The organism is Vibrio sp. 779(2023) (genome assembly GCF_033344285.1).
Taxonomy (GTDB): Bacteria; Pseudomonadota; Gammaproteobacteria; order Enterobacterales; family Vibrionaceae; genus Vibrio; species Vibrio alginolyticus.
Window position 1 is genome coordinate 50,831 of record NZ_JAWPOM010000004.1, and the last position, 22,648, is coordinate 73,478.

The 22,648-nt window shown below is 45.6% G+C and carries 20 protein-coding genes and 4 tRNA genes; 21 read left to right on the forward strand and 3 right to left on the reverse strand.

What is annotated here, in order from left to right:
• From R8O70_RS07355 to R8O70_RS07370, 4 genes are all read left to right on the forward strand, one after another.
• Positions 1–75: transfer RNA gene (locus tag R8O70_RS07355), tRNA-Met, on the forward strand.
• A gap of 46 nt (positions 76–121) precedes the next feature.
• Positions 122–206, forward strand: a tRNA-Leu gene (locus R8O70_RS07360).
• 50 nt (positions 207–256) lie between these two features.
• Positions 257–331, forward strand: a tRNA-Gln gene (locus R8O70_RS07365).
• 53 nt (positions 332–384) lie between these two features.
• Positions 385–469 (forward strand) — tRNA-Leu (locus R8O70_RS07370).
• Between the two features lie 135 nt (positions 470–604).
• Here the strand turns inward: R8O70_RS07370 and R8O70_RS07375 are convergent.
• Positions 605–1,783: a 2-octaprenyl-3-methyl-6-methoxy-1,4-benzoquinol hydroxylase gene (locus tag R8O70_RS07375; RefSeq protein ID WP_064353683.1), complete on the reverse strand. Its 1,179-nt coding sequence runs from the start codon at positions 1,781–1,783 to the stop codon at positions 605–607.
• Between the two features lie 257 nt (positions 1,784–2,040).
• Here R8O70_RS07375 and miaB point away from each other — a divergent pair, with 257 nt between their 5' ends.
• The 5 genes from miaB (at position 2,041) to lnt (ending at position 7,659) form a co-directional block, all read left to right on the forward strand.
• A complete protein-coding gene (gene miaB / locus R8O70_RS07380; protein WP_005373038.1) occupies positions 2,041–3,465 on the forward strand; it encodes a tRNA (N6-isopentenyl adenosine(37)-C2)-methylthiotransferase MiaB in 1,425 nt (474 codons plus the stop codon).
• Between the two features lie 73 nt (positions 3,466–3,538).
• Positions 3,539–4,636 (forward strand): PhoH family protein, encoded by a 1,098-nt coding sequence (locus R8O70_RS07385; RefSeq protein ID WP_005373033.1) that lies wholly within the window; start codon positions 3,539–3,541, stop codon positions 4,634–4,636.
• Positions 4,637–4,638: 2 nt separating this feature from the next.
• On the forward strand, positions 4,639–5,103 hold the full coding sequence (gene ybeY, locus R8O70_RS07390; protein ID WP_258623759.1) for an rRNA maturation RNase YbeY: 465 nt from the start codon (positions 4,639–4,641) through the stop codon (positions 5,101–5,103).
• Positions 5,104–5,208: 105 nt separating this feature from the next.
• Entirely contained in the window at positions 5,209–6,108 is a 900-nt protein-coding gene (gene corC, locus R8O70_RS07395) for a CNNM family magnesium/cobalt transport protein CorC (protein WP_005384118.1), read from the forward strand.
• Between the two features lie 33 nt (positions 6,109–6,141).
• On the forward strand, positions 6,142–7,659 hold the full coding sequence (gene lnt / locus R8O70_RS07400; RefSeq protein ID WP_151514566.1) for an apolipoprotein N-acyltransferase: 1,518 nt from the start codon (positions 6,142–6,144) through the stop codon (positions 7,657–7,659).
• Between the two features lie 84 nt (positions 7,660–7,743).
• Here lnt and R8O70_RS07405 read toward each other — a convergent pair whose 3' ends face one another.
• Positions 7,744–8,214: a zinc ribbon-containing protein gene (locus tag R8O70_RS07405; protein WP_005373024.1), complete on the reverse strand. Its 471-nt coding sequence runs from the start codon at positions 8,212–8,214 to the stop codon at positions 7,744–7,746.
• A gap of 153 nt (positions 8,215–8,367) precedes the next feature.
• On the opposite strand from R8O70_RS07405, the gene leuS reads away from it, so the two are divergent.
• From leuS to lipA, 12 genes are all read left to right on the forward strand, one after another.
• On the forward strand, positions 8,368–10,941 hold the full coding sequence (leuS, locus tag R8O70_RS07410) for a leucine--tRNA ligase (protein ID WP_005384121.1): 2,574 nt from the start codon (positions 8,368–8,370) through the stop codon (positions 10,939–10,941).
• Between the two features lie 152 nt (positions 10,942–11,093).
• A complete protein-coding gene (gene lptE / locus R8O70_RS07415; protein ID WP_005384122.1) occupies positions 11,094–11,633 on the forward strand; it encodes an LPS assembly lipoprotein LptE in 540 nt (179 codons plus the stop codon).
• A gap of 5 nt (positions 11,634–11,638) precedes the next feature.
• A complete protein-coding gene (gene holA, locus R8O70_RS07420; protein ID WP_172563352.1) occupies positions 11,639–12,658 on the forward strand; it encodes a DNA polymerase III subunit delta in 1,020 nt (339 codons plus the stop codon).
• Between the two features lie 88 nt (positions 12,659–12,746).
• Positions 12,747–13,064, forward strand: coding sequence for a ribosome silencing factor (gene rsfS, locus R8O70_RS07425; RefSeq protein WP_005373015.1), 318 nt, complete (start codon positions 12,747–12,749; stop codon positions 13,062–13,064).
• A gap of 4 nt (positions 13,065–13,068) precedes the next feature.
• Positions 13,069–13,539: a 23S rRNA (pseudouridine(1915)-N(3))-methyltransferase RlmH gene (rlmH, locus tag R8O70_RS07430; RefSeq protein ID WP_017821762.1), complete on the forward strand. Its 471-nt coding sequence runs from the start codon at positions 13,069–13,071 to the stop codon at positions 13,537–13,539.
• Positions 13,540–13,568: 29 nt separating this feature from the next.
• Positions 13,569–15,485 (forward strand): penicillin-binding protein 2, encoded by a 1,917-nt coding sequence (gene mrdA, locus R8O70_RS07435; RefSeq protein ID WP_005384126.1) that lies wholly within the window; start codon positions 13,569–13,571, stop codon positions 15,483–15,485.
• On the forward strand, positions 15,485–16,606 hold the full coding sequence (gene rodA / locus R8O70_RS07440; protein WP_005384128.1) for a rod shape-determining protein RodA: 1,122 nt from the start codon (positions 15,485–15,487) through the stop codon (positions 16,604–16,606). Before mrdA ends, rodA begins: the two co-directional genes overlap by 1 nt.
• Before the next feature lie 2 nt (positions 16,607–16,608).
• A complete protein-coding gene (locus R8O70_RS07445; protein WP_005384131.1) occupies positions 16,609–17,412 on the forward strand; it encodes a septal ring lytic transglycosylase RlpA family protein in 804 nt (267 codons plus the stop codon).
• A gap of 91 nt (positions 17,413–17,503) precedes the next feature.
• Positions 17,504–18,682 carry a serine hydrolase gene (locus R8O70_RS07450; protein WP_005384132.1) on the forward strand — a complete coding sequence of 393 codons (1,179 nt, stop codon included), beginning with the start codon at positions 17,504–17,506 and terminating at the stop codon, positions 18,680–18,682.
• A 139-nt stretch (positions 18,683–18,821) separates the two neighbouring features.
• Positions 18,822–19,100: a DUF493 family protein YbeD gene (gene ybeD / locus R8O70_RS07455; RefSeq protein WP_005384135.1), complete on the forward strand. Its 279-nt coding sequence runs from the start codon at positions 18,822–18,824 to the stop codon at positions 19,098–19,100.
• 176 nt (positions 19,101–19,276) lie between these two features.
• Positions 19,277–19,939: a lipoyl(octanoyl) transferase LipB gene (lipB, locus tag R8O70_RS07460; protein ID WP_005384137.1), complete on the forward strand. Its 663-nt coding sequence runs from the start codon at positions 19,277–19,279 to the stop codon at positions 19,937–19,939.
• A complete protein-coding gene (gene lipA / locus R8O70_RS07465; protein ID WP_005384139.1) occupies positions 19,936–20,901 on the forward strand; it encodes a lipoyl synthase in 966 nt (321 codons plus the stop codon). Before lipB ends, lipA begins: the two co-directional genes overlap by 4 nt.
• A gap of 461 nt (positions 20,902–21,362) precedes the next feature.
• Here lipA and glyA read toward each other — a convergent pair whose 3' ends face one another.
• Positions 21,363–22,613, reverse strand: a complete 1,251-nt coding sequence (glyA, locus tag R8O70_RS07470) for a serine hydroxymethyltransferase (RefSeq protein ID WP_005381985.1) — start codon at positions 22,611–22,613, stop codon at positions 21,363–21,365.
• Positions 22,614–22,648: the final 35 nt, after the last annotated feature.

Sequence of the window (22,648 nt, forward strand, 5' to 3'; positions counted from 1 at the left end):
CTACGTAGCTCAGCTGGTTAGAGCACATCACTCATAATGATGGGGTCACAGGTTCGAATCCCGTCGTAGCCACCATTGATTGGATTGCTAGCATAAGCTATCAGTCACGTAGATTTAAGATGCGGAAGTGGCGGAATTGGTAGACGCACCAGATTTAGGTTCTGGCGCCGTAAGGTGTGAGAGTTCAAGTCTCTCCTTCCGCACCATTCTTTCTCTCGATAAGAGAGGTTAAGTAGTCTTTGACTATTTACGCTGTAGGGCTATCGCCAAGCGGTAAGGCAGCGGCTTTTGATGCCGCCATTCCCTGGTTCGAATCCAGGTAGCCCTGCCACATACAATGATATTGAGATTTTACCAATTATCTTGATATCTACAGAATAAGTTGCGGAAGTGGCGGAATTGGTAGACGCACCAGATTTAGGTTCTGGCGCCGCAAGGTGTGAGAGTTCAAGTCTCTCCTTCCGCACCATTATCGGAAAACCCAGCATGACTTTGCTGGGTTTTTTCTTTTTTTGGTTCTGGACTCGGGAAATCATTAGATTTGCCGAATTAAAAAAGCGAGCTCATGGCTCGCTTTTTTTCTATCTGTGATTTGAGTAGCTTACTACATACCTAACGCGTATTTCAGTACTTGAGCCTTAATTGGCCCTGAGTTTTCAGCAAGCTTCAATGCAGCATTACGTACGAACTTCAATGGCCCAAGATCGTTGCTAAAACCTTTATAGAAAAAGTCCATGCCCGTCTGCATGAGTAAGTTGTCAGGTCGACGTGCGCGTTCGTATTTCGCGAGTAAGGTATCTTCCAGCTTTTCTTGTTGTTCTGTTACCGAAAGGAGAACGTCTACATCTTTGAAGCCTAAGTTTACCCCTTGCCCTGCAAGCGGGTTGATCGTATGGGCAGAGTCACCCACTAACACGCAATTTTTGCTTGAGTAGCTTTGCGCATGACGACGAGAGAGTGGGAATGAGCCAAACTGTAAAACTTCAATATCGCCTAATTCAGCAGGGAAATGACGTAAAATTTCTTCTCTTAGTTGAGGTTTACTCATCGCACACAGTTGTTTAATACGTTTAGGCGAGTCATACCAAACCAAAGAACCTTGGCCTTCTACTTGACCATCGTCGTTACTCAAAGAGCACAGAGGTAAAAATGAACGTGGGCCTGAAGGTGTAAATTGTTGCCAAGTAATATCTTGCTGAGGCAATTCTGTTTTCACGTTAATCAACATGCAGTGTTGTCGGTAATCCCACGCAGTTACACCAATTCCAGCCAATTGACGAACTTTAGAGTTTGCACCATCAGCACCAATCACCCAGTTAGCTTCAAACTGCTCCCCACTTTCTAGTGTCACAAGATTTACATCTGCAAACTCAATGGCTTTTAATCGCTCAGGACACATCACGGTTAGATTTTCATACTGAGAGAAGACTTGCCAAAGACCTAATTGGATTAGGCGATTTTCAACAATGTAACCTAGCTGATCCAATGACAATTCATCAGAGTGAAAACGAGTACGGCACTCTGGGTGCTCCCAAGTTTCTAACCGCCGATAAGGACAAACTCGCATGCTCTTGATCTCTGACCATGCTCCGAGTGAATCAAGTAACTCCACCGACTGGTGCGAGATTGCAGATACACGAATATCCATCGCCTGAGCGGCATCAAAAACTTTAGGTTTTGTACCTTCAACCAAGACAACGCTTCTGCCCTGCTTGGCAAATCCAACAGCGACGGCTGCCCCGACCATACCGCCACCGATCACGGCGATGTCATACTTGTTCATTTTTCACTCTTCATCGTGCTGATTAATTGGCGTTTTTTATTGTACTTTCCATGGCTATTTTTACAAAATTGTTTAACAAAAAACCTTGTTCTGCATAGGGCGAAAAACTAGATTTCATCAGGCTTTGCAGAGAATTAGCTAGATCACTAGTCAGGTGCTTTTTAAAGCAGTACAATACGCCGCTTACCGCCGTGATGGCGGCTATAATTTGAGCAATAGCTCTCCGATTTAAGTACAACTGAACGAGCGAAAGTGAGATGAGTAAGAAACTGCTAATTAAAACCTGGGGCTGCCAGATGAACGAATACGATTCATCAAAAATGGCCGACCTGCTTAATGCTGCAAACGGCTACGAGCTGACGGAAGAGCCAGAGGAAGCAGACGTACTTCTACTTAACACCTGTTCGATCCGTGAAAAAGCGCAAGAGAAAGTTTTCCACCAGCTAGGCCGCTGGAAAACACTAAAAGATAAAAAACCTGGCGTAGTTATCGGTGTAGGTGGTTGTGTAGCAACGCAAGAAGGTGACCATATTCGTGAACGTGCACCATACGTTGACGTTATTTTTGGCCCACAAACTTTGCACCGCCTACCTGAGATGATCAAACAATCTCAGTCCGATGATGCACCAGTTATGGACATTTCGTTCCCAGAGATCGAAAAATTCGACCGCCTACCTGAACCTCGCGCAGAAGGTGCGACAGCATTCGTTTCTATTATGGAAGGCTGCTCTAAGTACTGTACTTACTGTGTCGTACCGTACACTCGTGGTGAAGAAGTAAGCCGTCCAATGGATGACGTACTGTTCGAAATCGCCCAACTTGCTGAACAAGGCGTACGTGAAGTAAACCTTCTGGGGCAAAACGTAAACGCGTACCGTGGTCCTATGCACGATGGTGAGATCTGTTCATTTGCAGAACTGCTTCGTTTGGTTGCGTCTATCGATGGTATCGACCGTATTCGTTTCACGACGAGCCACCCGTTAGAATTCACAGACGACATCATCGCAGTATACGAAGATACGCCAGAACTTGTGAGCTTCCTGCACTTACCTGTGCAAAGTGGTAGTGACCGTATCCTAACGATGATGAAACGCCCTCACACCGCTATCGAATACAAATCGATCATCCGTAAACTGCGTAAAGCTCGTCCTGATATTCAAATCAGTTCAGACTTTATTGTTGGTTTCCCTGGTGAGACAGACAAAGACTTCCAAGACACCATGAAGCTAATCAAAGATGTAGACTTTGACATGAGCTTCAGCTTTATTTTCTCTCCACGTCCAGGTACGCCAGCAGCGGATTACCCTTGTGATGTGTCAGAACAAGTGAAGAAAGAGCGCCTTTACGAACTACAGCAAACTATCAATGCTCAAGCGATGCGTTACTCTCGCTTAATGCTTGGCACAGAACAACGTGTTCTAGTTGAAGGCCCTTCGAAGAAAAACCTAATGGAACTACGCGCTCGTACAGAAAACAACCGTGTAGTAAACTTTGAAGGTAGTGCAGACCTAATTGGTCAGTTCGTTGATGTGAAGATCGTAGACGTATTTGCAAACTCACTGCGTGGTGAGCTAGTACGTACTGAAAAAGACATGGATCTTCGTAGTGTGATTTCCCCAACGCAGATGATGGCGAAAACACGTCGCGAAGATGAGCTGGGTGTAGCTACTTTTACGCCGTAAGCTCGTATAAATAGCCATAGAGAGCCTGGTCGTTATCAGGCTCTCACTAAGTGGCAAAAAATGAGAGGCAACATTGAGCAATAAAATCGTAACTCTAGAAATTAACCTAGAACCTTCAGACAACCGCCGACTAGCTAGCCTGTGCGGTCCATTCGATGACAACATCAAGCATTTAGAACGTCGTCTAGGCGTTGAAATTAACCACCGTAGTGACCACTTTACGATTGTCGGTAAACCTCATACCGCATCAGCTGCGCTGGATATCCTGAAAACTCTATATGTTGATACCGCACCTGTACGAGGTGAGATCCCAGATATTGAGCCTGAGCAAATCCATCTAGCGATCAAAGAGTCTGGTGTTCTTGAGCAGAATACTGAGTCTAACATCGAGCATGGTAAAGAAGTCTTCGTCAAAACCAAGAAAGGTGTGATCAAACCACGTACGCCAAACCAAGCGCAGTACTTGGTTAACATGGTCACGCATGATATTTCTTTTGGTATTGGCCCGGCTGGTACAGGTAAAACCTACCTTGCTGTAGCAGCAGCTGTTGACGCACTAGAGCGCCAAGAGATCCGCCGTATTCTACTTACTCGTCCAGCGGTTGAAGCTGGTGAGAAATTGGGCTTCCTGCCTGGTGATTTAAGCCAGAAAGTCGACCCATACCTACGTCCGCTATACGACGCCCTATTTGAAATGCTGGGCTTTGAGCGCGTAGAGAAGCTGATTGAACGTAACGTGATTGAGGTTGCTCCTCTTGCTTACATGCGTGGTCGTACTCTAAACGACGCCTTCATCATTCTTGATGAGAGTCAGAACACCACTGTTGAGCAGATGAAGATGTTCCTAACGCGTATTGGTTTTAACTCTCGCGCGGTTATCACTGGTGATGTCACGCAGATTGACTTACCTCGTGGTGCGAAATCGGGTCTTCGTCATGCTATTGAAGTACTAAGCGAAGTTGACGACATCAGCTTTAACTTCTTCTTAGCCGACGACGTTGTACGTCACCCTGTGGTTGCTCGTATCGTTAACGCGTACGAGAAGTGGGAAGCACAAGACCAGAAAGAGCGTAAAGAGTTCGAGAAACGCCGTCGTGAAGAACGCGATGCGAAGTTACTAGAAGCAGCAAAAGCCGAACTGAATGCACAAGTTGCTTCAACTAAGGAATAATCATGGCGATTGAACTTGATCTGCAACTGGCAGTCGAAAATGAAGAAGGTCTGCCTTCGCAGCAAGATTTCCAATTGTGGCTAGATAAGACAATCCCTCTCTTCCAGCCACAAGCCGAAGTCACCATTCGTATTGTTGATGAACAAGAAAGTCATACGCTCAACCATGCGTATCGCGGCAAAGATAAACCAACTAATGTGTTGTCGTTTCCATTTGAAGCACCTCCTGGTATGGAAATAGATTTACTTGGTGATTTGATTATTTGCCGCCAAGTTGTTGAAAAAGAGGCGGTTGAACAGAGCAAGCCTCTGCTAGCACATTGGGCGCATATGGTTGTACATGGCAGCTTGCATCTGCTAGGTTATGATCATATAGAGGATGACGAAGCCGAAGAGATGGAGTCCCTCGAAACCGAAATCATGCAAGGTATGGGTTATGAAGATCCTTACATTGCTGAAAAAGAGTAGCTATTGGCCACTCGACAGGGAAAGGCGAACCACCTAAATGACTCTCGTGTTCGCCTCTCTATGTGTGCTATCACACTTCTGATAGCGTTACTTAATTGAGAAACAATGAACGAAGATAATTCTCCCTCTTCTAACGAAGATAAGAAAGAAAAGGCAGAAGGTCCGAGTAGAAAGTCCTTCTTTGAACGTCTAGGTCAACTATTTCAGGGCGAACCAAAAGATCGCCAAGAGCTTGTGGATGTTATCCGCGACTCTGAAGTTAACGACCTGATTGACCATGACACTCGCGATATGCTTGAAGGTGTTATGGAAATCTCCGAAATGCGTGTGCGTGACATTATGATCCCGCGTTCGCAAATGGTTACAGTTGAGCGTACTCACGACCTTGATACCTTGGTTGCTTTGATTACCGATGCTCAACACTCTCGCTACCCTGTGATCAGCGAAGATAAAGACCATGTGGAAGGCATACTTCTAGCGAAGGACTTACTTAAATACTTAGGCTCAGGCAGTAATCCATTTGATATCGAAGAAGTCATTCGACCAGCGGTTGTAGTACCGGAAAGTAAACGCGTTGATCGACTGCTGAAAGAATTCCGTGAAGAACGTTATCATATGGCCATTGTTGTCGATGAATTCGGTGGTGTTTCTGGTCTTGTGACCATTGAAGATATCCTTGAGGAAATCGTCGGGGATATTGAAGATGAATTCGATGAAAGTGAAGAGACGGACATTCGTAAGCTGAGCAAGCATACGTTTGCTGTCAGAGCGCTGACAACCATCGAAGAGTTTAATGAGACATTCGGAACCAACTTCAGCGATGAGGAAGTTGATACCGTTGGTGGTATGGTCATGACTGCCTTTGGTCACTTACCTTCTCGTGGTGAACTGGTTGAAATTGAAGGCTACAACTTCAAAGTCACCGCTGCCGATAACCGTCGTGTCATTCAACTCCAAGTGACGATCCCAGACGAAGAAACCCTGGTTGAAGCCACTCAAGAGTAACGCGATACCCATTGGGAATCTCAGAAAATTACAATGATGAATGAACTCTTTCATCGCCTTAAGCGGCCCTTAGTGGCCGCTTTTGTTGGCGCCTCTACTACACTCGCTTTCGCTCCTTACCAGCTGTGGCCTATTGCCATTCTTAGCCCTGCAATTCTACTGATTCTTCTTGCTAACCAAACTCCGAAACGCGCACTATGGATTGGTTATGCTTGGGGGTTAGGTCAATTTGCAACTGGCGTTAGCTGGGTTTACGTCAGTATCTCCGGTTTTGGCGGTATGCCGCTCATTGCCAATTTATTTTTAATGGGCTTGCTTGTTGCCTACTTGGCTGTTTATTCAGGCTTATTTGCTTGGCTCAACAACAAGCTGTTTCCTCAATTTACGCTCACAAAAGCACTTCTCGCTGCACCTGCTTTATGGCTGATCAGTGATTGGTTGCGTGGTTGGGTGATGACTGGCTTCCCTTGGTTATGGCTAGGCTATAGCCAGATAGATGCTCCACTCGCAAGCTTTGCACCAATTGGCGGCGTAGAACTGCTTACTCTATTTATCCTTATCAGCGCAGGGGCGTTAGCCTATGCATGGATTCATAAGCAGTGGCTGATGGTGATTATCCCTGCGGTGCTACTCAGTACTGGCTTTGGGATTCGCAACTACGATTGGGTAACACCCCGACCAGAAGACACGACTAAGCTCGCGCTGATTCAAGGTAACGTAGACCAGAACCTAAAGTGGCTACCAAGTCAACGCTGGCCAACCATAATGAAATATGCTGACTTAACTCGTGAAAACTGGGACGCTGACATTATCGTTTGGCCAGAAGCAGCAATTCCTGCTTTTGAAATTGAAGTGCCTTCATTTTTGAGCAATATCGACAGCGCTGCAAAAATGAATAACAGCGCAATCATCACCGGTGTCGTCAACCAAGCTGAAGATCGACAGTTCTACAACAGTATTCTGTCCCTCGGCATCACACCATACGGTGACTACAGCTTCGATTTAAGCGAACGTTACCATAAGCATCACCTACTACCGTTTGGTGAGTTTGTACCATTTGAAGATATTTTGCGCCCATTAGCGCCATTCTTTAACCTACCGATGTCGTCGTTTAGCCGTGGGGCTTTTGTGCAGCCAAACATCGTTGCGAATGGCATGCACATGGCACCAGCGCTTTGCTATGAGATCATCTTTAATGAGCAAGTGCGTCAAAATGTGACTGACGAAACAGACTTCATTCTAACGCTTTCAAATGATGCATGGTTTGGTCACTCTATCGGTCCTCTTCAACATATGGAGATCGCCCGTATGCGTGCCTTAGAGTTAGGTAAACCGCTCATCCGCTCGACTAACAACGGATTAACAGCGGTAACCGATCACAAGGGTAAAATCGTTGAGCAAGTACCGCAGTTTGAAACTGCAGTACTGCGCGCAGAGCTCACCCCAACCGATGGGAAAACGCCATATCGAATCCTTGGTACTTGGCCATTGTATATTTGGGTAGGGTTAAGTTTAGCTCTGGCTTTCGGTTTAAGAAGAAAACAGAGCTGATAACAGCTTGAAAGTAGAAAAGACAAAAAAGAGGCGACTAAGCCTCTTTTTTATTCATTGCATTATACAGTCGTCACTCGCCATTTATGGCTTTAATGACTGACGAGTAAAGCCTTTGTGACCACATTTAATACACGGAATGATTACTGTTGGGTGGTTATACGTTGTCTTGTGACCACACTCATCACAGACCAAAGTGCCTAAGCCTATCACCTCTCCTGCTTCATATAGCCCTTGATGCTCTAAGTCATCGAACAACTCAACCCACTCAACTTTAGTTCGGTCTGTAATCTCTAACAGCCCTTGCCATATCGAGTCCGCAATCGTTAAGTAAAACGGGCCGCTTTTACTGTCCTCGTAACTCTCTGAAAACTCTTTTAAGTCGGCTTTAAGGTACGCTTTGATTAAAGCCAATTCATCTTTGGTCAAGTCATTAGCAGCATCCACCACTTTGCCCGACGTCTCAATCGCTTTGTTAACTTCTTCCGGACTGTGCTTCAAGGTTTCAATCACATCCTCGAGCATTTCCTCATAACCTGTTTTACGTTTAGGCATAACTGACCTCCATCTTTCTCCTACCTGCGTCACTTAAGGGCGCATGGGTACAGATTGGCTATTGTTGTGATCCCTAGCTTTAGGTATTCTATGACGATCTATTTAAGTCTGTTCTAACCGAACTCACAAATTCCAAGATAACGGATACCATCGATGCAAGAACAATACAACCCACAAGATATTGAACAAAAAGTTCAAAAGCACTGGGATGACAACAAAACCTTTGTTGTAAGTGAAGACCCAAATAAAGAAAAATTCTACTGTCTGTCCATGTTCCCATACCCAAGTGGTCGACTGCACATGGGTCACGTGCGCAACTACACTATCGGTGATGTAGTATCTCGTTTCCAACGCCTACAAGGCAAAAACGTGATGCAACCTATCGGTTGGGACGCATTCGGTCTACCTGCAGAAAACGCAGCAGTAAAAAACAAAACTGCGCCAGCACCTTGGACTTACGAAAACATCGAATACATGAAGAACCAACTTAAGCTTCTAGGCTTTGGTTACGATTGGAACCGTGAATTCGCAACATGTACACCGGAGTACTACCGCTGGGAACAAGAGTTCTTCACTAAACTTTACGAGAAAGGTTTAGTTTACAAAAAGACTTCTTCTGTTAACTGGTGTCCTAACGACCAAACTGTTCTTGCAAACGAGCAGGTTGAAGACGGTTGTTGCTGGCGTTGTGATACGCCTGTAGAGCAAAAAGAAATCCCTCAATGGTTCATCAAAATCACTGAGTACGCTCAAGAGCTACTAGACGACTTAGACAAGCTTGAAGGTTGGCCTGAAATGGTGAAGACCATGCAGCGCAACTGGATTGGTCGTTCTGAAGGTGTTGAACTGAAGTTTGAAGTTAAGGGTCAACAAGACCTAGAAGTTTACACAACACGTCCAGATACGCTAATGGGTGTGACTTACGTGGGTATCGCAGCCGGCCACCCTCTTGCAGCTCTTGCAGCAGAGAACAATCCAGAGCTTGCAGCGTTTATCGACGAATGTAAGAACAACAAGGTTGCAGAAGCTGAGCTAGCGACAATGGAGAAGAAAGGTATGGCAACTGGCCTTACTGCGATTCATCCATTGAACGGCCGCGAAGTACCAGTATACGTAGCAAACTTTGTACTGATGGACTACGGTACAGGCGCGGTAATGGCAGTACCTGCACACGACCAACGTGACTACGAGTTCGCAACGAAGTACGGTCTAGACATCGTGCCTGTTATCAAGCCTGCTGATGGCAGCGAGCTAGACATTTCTGAAGCGGCATACACAGAGAAAGGCGTACTGTTCGATTCTGGTGAATTCGACGGCCTAGAATTCCAAGCGGCGTTCGATGCAATTGCAGCGAAGCTAGAAGCAGAAGGCAAAGGCACTAAGACTGTAAACTTCCGTCTACGCGACTGGGGTGTATCTCGTCAACGTTACTGGGGCGCACCAATCCCAATGGTAACGACTGAAGACGGTGAAGTTCACCCAGTACCTGCTGACCAACTACCAGTGATTCTTCCAGAAGACGTGGTAATGGACGGCGTAACCAGCCCAATCAAAGCAGACAAAGAGTGGGCGAAGACAACCTTTAACGGCGAACCTGCTCTACGTGAGACAGATACGTTCGATACGTTCATGGAATCTTCTTGGTACTACGCGCGTTACTGTTCACCACAAGCGGACGACATCCTAGACCCAGAAAAAGCAAACTACTGGCTACCAGTAGATCAGTACATCGGTGGTATCGAGCACGCTTGTATGCACCTACTGTACTCACGCTTCTTCCACAAACTACTGCGCGATGCGGGTTACGTAACTTCTGACGAACCGTTCAAGCAACTACTGTGTCAAGGCATGGTACTGGCTGATGCGTTCTACTTCGAGAACGAGAAAGGCGGCAAAGAGTGGGTAGCTCCAACAGACGTAGCCGTTGAACGTGATGGTAAAGGCCGCATTACTTCTGCTAAAGACACTGAAGGTCGTGATGTAACGCACTCAGGCATGATCAAGATGTCTAAGTCTAAGAACAACGGTATCGACCCTCAAGAAATGGTAGACAAGTACGGCGCTGACACAGTACGTCTATTCATGATGTTCGCGTCTCCAGCGGACATGACACTTGAATGGCAAGAGTCTGGCGTAGAAGGTGCGAACCGCTTCCTAAAACGTGTTTGGAAACTAGTTAAAGAGCACACAGCGAAAGGCGCAGCAGAAGCAGTAGATACCTCAGCGCTTTCTGGTGATCAAAAAGCACTTCGCCGCGACGTTCACAAAACTATCGCGAAAGTGACGGACGATATCGCTCGTCGTCAAACATTCAACACCGCGATCGCAGCGATCATGGAGCTGATGAACAAACTAGCGAAAGCGCCTCAAGAATCTGCGCAAGATCGTGCAATCCTTGACGAAGCACTGAAAGCTATTGTTGTCATGCTTTACCCTATCACTCCGCATATCTCATACGAGCTATGGGCAGCACTAGGTGAAACAGACATTGATAACGCGGCATGGCCGACGTTTGACGAAAAAGCGCTAGTTGAAGACGAAAAAACTATCGTTGTTCAAGTTAACGGTAAGCTACGTGCGAAGCTAACAGTCCCAGCGGATATCTCTAAAGACGATATCGAACAGCTTGGTCTAAACGACGAAAACGTGGTTAAGTTCACTGATGGCCTGACTATTCGTAAAGTTATTTACGTTCCAGGTAAACTGCTGAACATCGTTGCAAACTAATCACAGCTTGCAATTTGTCTCTGTTTAGCGAACTTATTTGTTAACCAAGAGTCATTAAACAGGGTAGTTCGCTACCCTGTTTATTTACCTCAAACCATTCACATGAGTGGTTTAAGGTAAATAACCCCTTCAATTTAGGATGAATACAATCAATGCGCTTTTTCTCTTTGATTAAACTACCAGTGGTATTGGTATTAGCGGGGCTTCTTTCTGCCTGTGGTTTTCACCTTCGCGGCGAGTATTCCGTACCGGAAGAGCTGCACACTATGTCTTTCTCCAGCTACGATGAATACAGTGAATTAACTCGCTATGTTCGCTCTCAACTCGAACTGAACAAAGTTGAACTTGTTCAACCCTCATCGACGGTACCCAACCTTCATTTGACGGAAGCGACAATCGATGAGCGTACACTATCGCTTTATCAAAATAGCCGTGCAGCAGAAAAAGAGCTGACATACGTAGTAAAATACCGTGTGACAATTCCTGGCTATGGTTCTAAAAACTTTACGACAACAGTAAACCGCAACTACCTAGACAACCCGTTGACCGCACTTGCAAAATCTGTTGAGCGTGACGTAATTGAAGACGAGATGCGCTTGCAAGCTGCAAAACAGATGATGCGCCAGTTGGGCCGTATTCGTGCCGAATATGAAGCAGGACAAATCTCTGAGCCAGCGAACAAAAACTCTTAGTCACTATGCGAATTTATGCCGATAAGCTAACGGATCATTTAACTAAACAAGTTAAACAGGTTTACTTAATCTTTGGTAATGAGCCGTTACTGATTCAAGAAAGCCGCCAAGCAATCCAAAAGGCAGCGTTTCAGCAAGGTTTTGAGGAAAAACACCGTTTTGCGGTGGATGCTAGCATAGACTGGAACCTAGTTTACGACTGTTTCCAAGCGATGAGCCTGTTTTCAAACCGTCAATTGATTGAGCTTGAAATTCCTGAAAGTGGCGTAACAACCGCCGTCAGCAAAGAGCTGCAAACACTGTGTGATATGCTTCATGATGACATCATGCTCGTCATTGTTGGTAGCAAACTGACCAAAGCCCAAGAAAATGCGAAATGGTTCAAAGCATTAAGCTCAAAAGGCGATTGGGTAAGCTGCTTGTCGCCAGACCTTCAACGCCTACCTATGTTCATTCAGACACGTTGCCGCACGTTGGGACTAAAACCCGATCAGCAATCACTGCAAATGTTGGCTCAATGGCATGAAGGTAACCTATTTGCATTGACACAAAGCTTAGAGAAATTGGCCCTACTCTATCCGGATGGTGAGCTGACCATCATACGTTTAGAGGAAGCCCTAAGTCGCCATAATCACTTCACTACCTTTAACTGGATCGACGCCTTACTGGCAGGTAAAGCAAACCGTGCACAACGCATTCTTCGCCAACTTGAGGCGGAAGGGGTTGAGACCGTGATCTTGATTCGAAGTGTACAAAAAGAGTTGAGCCAACTTTTAAATATGCATCAAGACTTAACTCAAATGGGAATGAACCAGGTATTTGAGAAATATCGAGTTTGGCAAAACAAGCGTCCACTCTATAACGCAGCACTGACCCGCTTATCGGCGAGTCGTATTTGTGCATTGCTCTCCTTGTTGGCTCAAGCAGAGATAAAAGCCAAAACTCAATATGACGAGTCTGTATGGCCAACTATTCATCAGTTGAGCTTAGAAACCTGCTCTCCTGATATTAAGCTGGCAATTTAAAAATCAAAGCGTGATATAGTGCGCGACCTGTTTTGCAAGCAAGAATGTAAAACACTGTAGAGATAAGAGACAAACCGAGGAAAACCGAGTGCTTCGCGAAGAACTGAAAGACTTTTTAGCTGATAAAGCCGACGACATGAAAGCGGAAGACATTATCGTCCTAAATGTGGAAGATAAATCAAGCGTGACAGATTACATGATCATCTGTACTGGTACATCCAAACGCCACGTTTCATCCATCGCTGACCATGTTGCAACAGAAGTGAAAAAAGCCGGTCTTGAGCCACTAGGAATGGAAGGTGAAAACGAAGGTGAATGGGTAGTCCTAGATATGGGCGACGCCATGCTTCACGTGATGCAAGAAGAGCACCGCGAACTCTACCAGCTAGAAAAACTCTGGGGTTAATCTTTTGAAAATTCAACTAATTGCTGTTGGCACAAAAATGCCAAAATGGGTTGAGGAAGGCTTTCAAGAATATCGTCGCCGTTTCCCGCATGATATGCCGTTGGAGTTGATTGAAATCTCTGCTGGCAAGCGTGGTAAGAATGCCGATATCGCTCGCATCCTGCAAAAAGAAGGGGAAGCGATGCTCGCGGCGGTACCAAAAGGCAACCGTATCGTCACGTTAGATATCCCTGGTAAAAAATGGGACACTCCTCAACTCGCTGAGCAGTTAGAAGCTTGGAAATTAGATGGCCGTGATGTATCAATATTAATCGGCGGTCCCGAAGGACTCGCTCCTGCATGCAAAGCTGCAGCAGACCAAAGCTGGTCATTGTCTGCCTTAACGCTACCCCACCCTCTAGTGCGTATCGTAATGGCAGAAAGCTTGTACCGAGCGTGGAGCATCACCGCTAACCACCCTTATCATCGCGAATAATCGTTGTTTAACTTTAGAGCCAAGCGTTAATGATTCGTAAACGCCGCAGTCAAATCCGAGATTATCAAGCCGAAGCGCGTCTGTTTGCCAGCCGCGCTATTGTTGCTTTTATCGGCATTGTTGTCTTGATGGGAGCTCTGGTTGCCAACATGTACAACATTCAGGTGAACCAGTTTCAAGACTATCAAACCCGCTCGAACGATAACCGCATCAAAGTAGTGCCTATCGCGCCTAACCGAGGTCTAATTTATGACCGAAATGGCGTTTTACTGGCAGAGAACCGTCCCGTCTTTAACTTAGAACTGACCCCAGAAAAAATTAAAGACATTGATGCAACCATCCAAGAATTACAAACTATTCTGGAAATTACACCAGACCAGATTGAACGTTTCCACCACGAGCGTAAACGGACTCGTCGATTTAAATCGGTCCCACTGCTTACCCAACTGAACGAAAAACAAGTAGCGGTATTCTCCGTCAATCAGTACCGCTTTCCGGGTGTGGAAATAAGTGCGACCTTAAAGCGCTACTACCCTTTCAGCGAAGTCTTAACCCACGTGATTGGTTACGTTTCTCGAATCAATGATCGCGACATGCAGCGCCTGATCCGAGAAGAAAAAGACGCAAACTATCAAGCCACTCGCGACATTGGTAAGCTGGGTATTGAAAAATACTACGAAGACCTCTTACACGGTACAGCCGGATATCAAGAAGTCGAGGTAAACAGCCGCGGCCGAGTAATTCGTACGTTAAAGTACGTTCCACCTGTACCCGGAAAAGACATCGTTTTAAACCTTGATATCAACTTGCAGCTGTACGTACACCAATTATTGGATGGCCGCAGAGGCAGTGCTGTAGTGATCGATCCTAGAGACAACGGCGTACTGGCTATGGTTTCAAGTCCTAGCTACGATCCTAACTCGTTCGTGCACGGAATCTCAGGTAAAGACTATCGTGCCCTTTTGAACGATAAAAACCGCCCTTTGGTCAACCGCACTACACTTGGCATTTACCCTCCGGCCTCTACCATCAAACCATTTATGGCGGTAGCCGCGCTGCAAGAAGGTGTCGTCACACCTAACACCACACGAAATGACCCTGGTTATTGGCGCATACCAAACTCCAACACACGCCCGTTTCGTGACTGGTTGCGTTGGGGGCACGGGCGCGTCGATATCATTAAGTCGATCGAAGAGTCTGTTGATACCTTCTACTATCAAATCGCTTATGACATGGGTATTGACCGTATTTCGAATTGGATGATGATGTTCGGTTTTGGTGATTACACTGGCATTGATATCTACGAAGAAAGTAAGGCGAATATGCCGACTCGTGACTGGAAAATGTCTCGCCATAAAACCCCATGGTATAAAGGTGATACGATCCCTGTGGGTATCGGTCAAGGATATTGGACAGCAACACCAATGCAAATCGCCAAAGCAACCTCCGTATTAGTAAACGAGGGAGAAGTGATCGCACCTCACTTGCTCAAAGCGACGATAGAAAATGGTAACGACTTCGAAGAGCAGCAAACGACAGAATACGTGACTTACCCACCAATCAAGAATGTGCCTAAAAAGTACTGGGATATGGCGAAAGAAGGCATGCGTCGGGTAAACCATGGCACGCGCGGAACAGCTCGTCGCTCATTCTACAAAATGAATTATGAAACAGCGGGTAAATCAGGTACTGCACAGGTCTTCGGTCTGGGTGAAAACGAAGAGTACAACGCCGATGAGATCGCCGAGCACTTACGTGACCATGCGTTATTTACTGGCTTTGCACCATTTGATGATCCTAAAGTGGTCGTCACTGTAGTACTAGAAAATGCCGGTGGTGGTTCTAGTAACGGTGCCCCAGTAGTAAGGAAAATTTTTGACCGAGTCGTTCTTGGTCCAGAAGAAATTGAGCCTGAAAACAATGCGAAGAAAGAGGTAAAACAGTAATGAAGATGGATCCCTCTACAGGTAAAAATCGCGCCCTGTTTGAACGCTTCCATATCGACTTACCACTCCTACTTGGCATACTGGCCCTGATGGGGTTTGGCCTGGTGATCATGTACAGCGCCAGTGGCCAAAGTTTACTGATGATGGATCGCCAAGCCATGCGAATGGTGCTTTCACTCGTTGTGATGCTCGTCCTTGCACAGCTTTCTCCACGAACTTACGAAAGCTTGGCACCTTTGATGTTCGTTGGTGGCGTTATACTGCTTTTCGGCGTGCTGTTTTTCGGTGAAGCATCGAAAGGCGCGCAGCGTTGGCTTAACCTCGGTTTTGTGCGCTTTCAACCGTCAGAGCTATTGAAGCTCGCGGTGCCATTAATGGTAGCTCGCTATGTTGGTAGACAGCCCCTCCCACCAACGCTAAGAACACTCATTGTTGCACTGATTATGGTCTGCTTACCAACCATTCTCATTGCAAAACAGCCTGACTTAGGTACCTCAATCCTGATCGCGGCTTCCGGTATTTTTGTTATCTTCCTCGCAGGCATTAGCTGGAAAATAATTGCTGGTGCTGCGATTGCATTAGGTGGTTTCATTCCAATTCTGTGGTTTTTCTTGATGCGAGAGTATCAAAAAGTGCGAGTTCGTACTCTATTTAACCCGGAGTCTGATCCGCTAGGAGCGGGCTACCACATTATTCAGAGTAAAATTGCGATTGGCTCCGGCGGTATTTCCGGCAAAGGTTGGTTGCAAGGTACGCAGTCACAACTAGAATTTCTTCCTGAACGACACACTGACTTTATCTTTGCAGTAATTGCTGAAGAATGGGGTATGATTGGCTTCCTTTGCCTTTTAGCCATCTATCTATTTATTATTGGACGAGGTTTATATCTCGCCAGCCAAGCGCAAACCGCATTTGGACGAATGATGGCAGGCAGTATTGTACTCAGCTTCTTCGTGTATATTTTTGTAAATATTGGCATGGTAAGTGGCATCCTACCTGTAGTAGGTGTACCGTTGCCACTCATCAGTTATGGCGGCACATCAATGGTAACCTTGATGGCTGGTTTTGGTATTCTGATGTCGATTCATACGCACCGAAAAGCATTCTCTAAGGCGACCTAGACATGCAAAAACGCGCTTTATATTCCTTGGTTTTCTCTGCTCTTATTTTGGCAGGCTGTTCATCAACTAGCCAAAAAGAACAAGAAGGCCGTTACGAACTCGAATCCGATGTTGCACCGGATACACCGCTTTCAGTCGAACACATCGAGGATGCGCATCCTAAATATGAACCGTACAGCCTAGGTGGGAACAAAGATTACCACTTGCGTGGCAAAGACTACAAAATAGTTCGCAATGCGAAAGGCTTTAAAGAAAAAGGCCGCGCATCTTGGTATGGGAAAAAATTCCAAGGTCATTTGACTTCTAATGGCGAAATCTATGACATGTACTCAATGACGGCAGCGCATAAAACGCTACCGTTACCAAGTTACGTAAAAGTTACCAATACTGACAACGGCAAAACCACCGTAGTACGAGTTAATGACCGAGGTCCTTTTCACGATGGTCGTATCATTGATTTAAGCTATGCCGCCGCGCACAAGTTAGATGTCATAAAAACAGGCACCGCGAACGTGGAAATTGAAGTGATCAGTATCAATCAGCCCACGGACAAAAAGTCATTAGAAGCGCACCCTAGGTACGTTATTCAAGTGGCATCATCAAAAAATGAAGAACGCGCGCGAACTTTAGGTACCGAGCTTGGTCAAAAATTGGATACAGAAACTTTCCTAGAGAGTGCGAAAGAGTCTTATCGCTTGTTGTTAGGGCCATTTACTGACTATTCCCTGACGCAAGCCACATTAGATAAAGTAAAGTTGCTCGGCTATTCGTCTGCATTTATTAAAAAACACAACACTGCCAAATGACCTCGTGTCATGAATTTCTCTTTGATCCCCCTCTTACATAACTAGGGATTCTGATAAGATGTCTGCAGTTAACCCAAAAATTTGAATTACCATGAATAAAAATAAGTTTGTGAAATCTATTCTCGTTTCTTCGGTTGCCCTTTCTGCAACTTTCGCTCAATCTGCTCTTGCATCACCTATCGTTGTTCCAGATGCCCCTCAAATCGCGGCGAAGGGCTACGTGCTGATGGATTACCATTCAGGTAAAGTACTGGCAGAGAAAGAGATGAACACAAAATTGTCTCCAGCTAGTCTGACTAAGATGATGACCAGCTATGTAATCGGCCAAGAGCTAGCGCGTGGTAATATCTCAGAAGATGATGATGTCACCATCAGTAAAAATGCGTGGGCGAAAAACTTCCCTGATTCATCAAAGATGTTCATTGAAGTAGGCACAACAGTTAAAGTACGTGACCTGAACCGAGGTATCATCGTCCAGTCAGGTAACGATGCCTGTGTTGCGATGGCAGAACATATTGCAGGTTCAGAAGATGCGTTTGTTGACCTAATGAACGCTTGGGCCAACACATTGGGTATGACTAACTCGCACTTTGCCAACGTTCATGGCTTAGATAACGCAGAGTTGTACTCAACACCATACGACATGGCTCTGCTGGGTAAAGCACTTATCCGTGACGTACCAAATGAGTACCGAGTGTACTCAGAGAAGAAATTTACTTACAACGGCATCACCCAATACAACCGTAACGGTCTACTTTGGGATAAGAGCATGAACGTTGACGGTATCAAAACGGGTCACACAAGTAATGCGGGTTACAGCCTAGTAAGTTCAGCAACTGAAGGTCAAATGCGCTTGGTTGCGGTCGTTATGGGTACTAAAGATGCCAATGCTCGTAAGTCAGAAAGTAAAAAGCTGCTAAGCTACGGCTTCCGTTTCTTCGAAACAGTGGCACCGCACAAAGCAGGTGAAACGTTCGTAGAAGAAAAAGTGTGGATGGGTAACAAAGACACCGTAGCACTGGGTCTTGACCAAGATACTTACGTAACACTACCGCGTGGTGAAGCGAAAAACCTAAAAGCAAGCTTCGTCCTTGAAAAAGAGCTAGAAGCCCCAATTAATAAAGGTGATGTAGTTGGTAAGCTATACTATCAGATCGATGGTGAAGATATTGCCGAATACCCACTAATGGCACTAGAAACCGTAGAGCAAGGTAGTCTATTTAGCCGCATGTGGGATTACATCGTATTGTTATTCAAGAGCTTCTTCTAAAAAGAACATTAGAGTAGCAAACTTATTCGCAAAGCCGCCTGAATGGGCGGCTTTTTAAGTTTGAGCTCCTCGTCTTGAGTTCCCCCTAATTTGACTGTACTATTTCGCACCGCAACGAATATCTACTGGAGTTATCGATATGCTAACCATCAACTCTGATGCAAAATTAAAAGACCTGCTTGAGTTCCCTTGTTCATTTACTTACAAGGTAATGGGTCATGCAAAGCCTGAACTTCCAGAGCTTGTTCTTGAAGTTATTCAGCGCCATGCTCCAGGTGACTACAGCCCGACCGTTAAACCAAGTGCTAAGGGCAACTACCACTCTGTGTCAATCAACATTACTGCAACCTCTATCGAGCAGGTTGAGACACTGTACAAAGAGTTAGGTGAAATTGACATCGTACGCATGGTTCTATAATTTTTTGATATATTAAATTTTTTTTGAAAGCAGCCTTGGCTGCTTTCTTTTTATTTATCAAAGAGATAACGAGGCTTTACATCACTTTCAGTTAAAAATCTGTTACGCAGCGGTAGAGCATCAGGGTTATCCGGTTTATAATCCAAAAACTTTATATATTAGCAACAGGAATTCCCATGCAACACCAACTTGTTGTAAAACGACTTGGCCGCCAAGACTATGAGCCTGTATGGAAGGCGATGCATGAGTTCACCGACCAACGCACAGAAGAAACCCGTGATGAAGTCTGGTTGGTAGAACATAACCCAGTATTTACGCAAGGACAGGCAGGTAAAGCTGAGCACTTGATTAACACTGGCGATATTCCTGTTGTACAAAGTGATCGCGGAGGCCAGGTTACGTATCATGGCCCTGGTCAGTTGGTCGCCTACTTCTTGATCAACCTACGCCGTAAAAAATTAGGTGTACGAGATCTCGTTACCACAATCGAGAACCTCGTGATCAATACGCTAAAAGCATACAATATTGACTCAGCCGCGCGACCTGACGCACCAGGTGTCTACGTTGCCGGTAAGAAAATATGCTCTCTCGGTTTACGCATTCGTAAAGGATGCTCGTTTCATGGCTTAGCCTTGAACGTAAATATGGATTTAACACCGTTTCTGCGTATTAACCCTTGTGGTTATGAAGGTATGGAAATGGTTCAGGTCAGCCAATTTGGCGGCCCAGACAATGTAGAAGCCGTAGAAAAACAATTAATAGAAGAACTCGTTACTTTGCTCGATTATGAGCAAGTAGAATTCAGCACAGAAGCACCTTCTCAAGGTAATAAAGCATGAGCAAACCAATCCAGATGGAAAAAGGCGTTAAATATCGTGACGCCGATAAAATGGCATTGATTCCCGTAAAGAACATGCCTACAGAGCAGAAAGAAGTGCTACGTAAGCCTGATTGGATGAAGATCAAGCTACCAGCCGACAGCCAACGAATTCAAGACATCAAAGCGGCGATGCGTAAGAATAAACTTCACTCCGTATGTGAAGAAGCATCTTGCCCGAACCTAGCGGAATGTTTTAACCACGGTACAGCAACCTTCATGATCTTAGGTGCTATTTGTACTCGTCGTTGTCCTTTCTGTGACGTTGCTCATGGCCGCCCATTACCACCGGAAGCAGAAGAGCCTCAAAAACTGGCGAAAACCATCGCCGATATGAAGCTGAAATACGTAGTAATCACTTCTGTCGACCGTGACGATCTGCGTGACGGCGGTGCACAACACTTTGCCGATTGTAACCGCGAGATCCGTGCGTTAAACCCGCATATTAAGATTGAAACTCTGGTTCCTGACTTCCGTGGTCGTATGGACGTAGCGCTTGATCTAATGAAAGATAACCCGCCAGATGTCTTCAACCACAACCTAGAAACAGCGCCACGTCTTTACCGTAAAGCTCGCCCAGGTGCAAACTACAAGTGGTCGCTGGAGCTTCTTAAGAAGTTCAAAGAGCAGCATCCAAATGTACCGACCAAATCTGGTTTGATGATGGGTCTTGGTGAAACCAAAGAAGAAATCATCGAAGTACTGAAAGATCTACGCGCACACGGCGTAACGATGCTGACTCTAGGTCAGTACTTAGCGCCAAGCCGTCACCACTTGCCAGTAGAACGTTACGTTCCACCATCAGAGTTTGACGAGCTAAAAGAAGTTGCACTAGAACTTGGCTTCACGCATGCAGCGTGTGGTCCATTTGTTCGCTCTTCTTACCATGCCGATATGCAAGCTCAAGGTATCGAGATTAAATAAGCTCTCGCTTGTTTTGAAAAGCTTGTTTTGAAGAGAAAAGGTTGGCTCAGTGCCAACCTTTTTTGTATCTGACAAATGATGATAAAAAGCCATTCTACCACTGTCATTCTGAACAGCGAGGAACGAGCGTGATTCAGAATCAGTTTTCAGAGTACTGATGATTTTTAGAGAAACTCTGAGTAAAAGAGTGCGCCTCAACAAGATTCCTGATCTCGCCTAGGCTCATCGGAATGACGTGGTTTGGATATATTGAAAAGGGACAGTGTTGGTAGCCATCCCCTTATCACACACTCTCGCTATATCTCATTCCAAACGCCAGACAAACAAAAAGGCCCTCAAATGAGGACCTTTAGTATATCAATGTTCAAAATAGATGAGTCGAGTTCTAGAAGAACACACGGAGTTTGCGCGAGCAAATGAGTATGTTCGACACCGAAATCGACTCACTCTATGAAAAGCAGTTAGGCGTAAACTGGTAGACGCTTACAAATTTCTAGCACTTTCTGTTTTGTCGCTTCGATAACTTCTTCGTTGCCGATGTTATCTAGAACGTCACACATCCAGTTTGCTAGCTCTTTTGCATCTTCTTCAGTGAAGCCACGGCGAGTGATCGCTGGCGTACCTACACGGATACCAGACGTTACGAATGGGCTGCGTGGGTCATTTGGTACTGAGTTCTTGTTTACAGTGATGTTTGCTGCACCTAGTGCCGCGTCTGCGTCTTTACCAGTGATATCTTTGTCGATTAGGTCAACAAGGAACAAGTGGTTTTCTGTACCGTTAGATACGATTTTGTAGCCACGCTCTTGGAACTGACCAACCATTGCTTTTGCGTTTTTCACTACGCGAGCTTGATAAGCTTTGAACTCTGGCTCCATCGCTTCTTTGAACGCTACTGCTTTACCAGCGATAACGTGCATTAGAGGGCCACCTTGACCACCAGGGAACACTGCTGAGTTCAATTTCTTGTACATATCTTCGCCAGCATTTGACAAGATAAGACCACCGCGAGGACCTGCTAGTGTTTTGTGCGTCGTTGTTGTTACCACGTGAGCATGCGGTACTGGTGTTGGGTATTCACCGGCGGCGATAAGACCAGCTACGTGCGCCATATCAACAAATAAGTAAGCACCTGCTTTGTCAGCGATTTCACGCATGCGTTTCCAATCAACGATTTGCGAGTAAGCAGAGAAACCACCGATGATCATCTTAGGTTTGTGTTCAAGTGCTAGCTGTTCCATCTCGTCGTAGTTGATTTGACCAGCTTCATCGATACCGTAAGGGATAACGTTGTAGTGCTTACCCGAGAAGTTTACTGGTGAACCGTGAGTTAGGTGACCACCGTGTGCTAGGCTCATGCCTAAAACTGTATCGCCAGGGTTAAGAAGCGCCATGTAAACTGCGCTGTTTGCTTGAGAACCTGAGTGAGGCTGTACGTTAGCGTACTCACAACCAAATAGTTGGCATGCACGCTCAATTGCTAGTGCTTCAGCTTTATCTACGTACTCACAACCGCCGTAGTAACGCTTACCTGGGTAGCCTTCAGCGTATTTGTTCGTTAGCTGAGAACCTTGCGCTTCCATTACACGTGGGCTTGTGTAGTTTTCAGAAGCGATAAGTTCAATGTGTTCTTCCTGGCGAAGAGTTTCTTCCTGGATAGCTGCGAACAGTTCCGCATCGTAATCTGCGATGTTCATATCACGCTTAAGCATCTGTATCTCCTGACTCAGATTAGTACTGAAAGTTG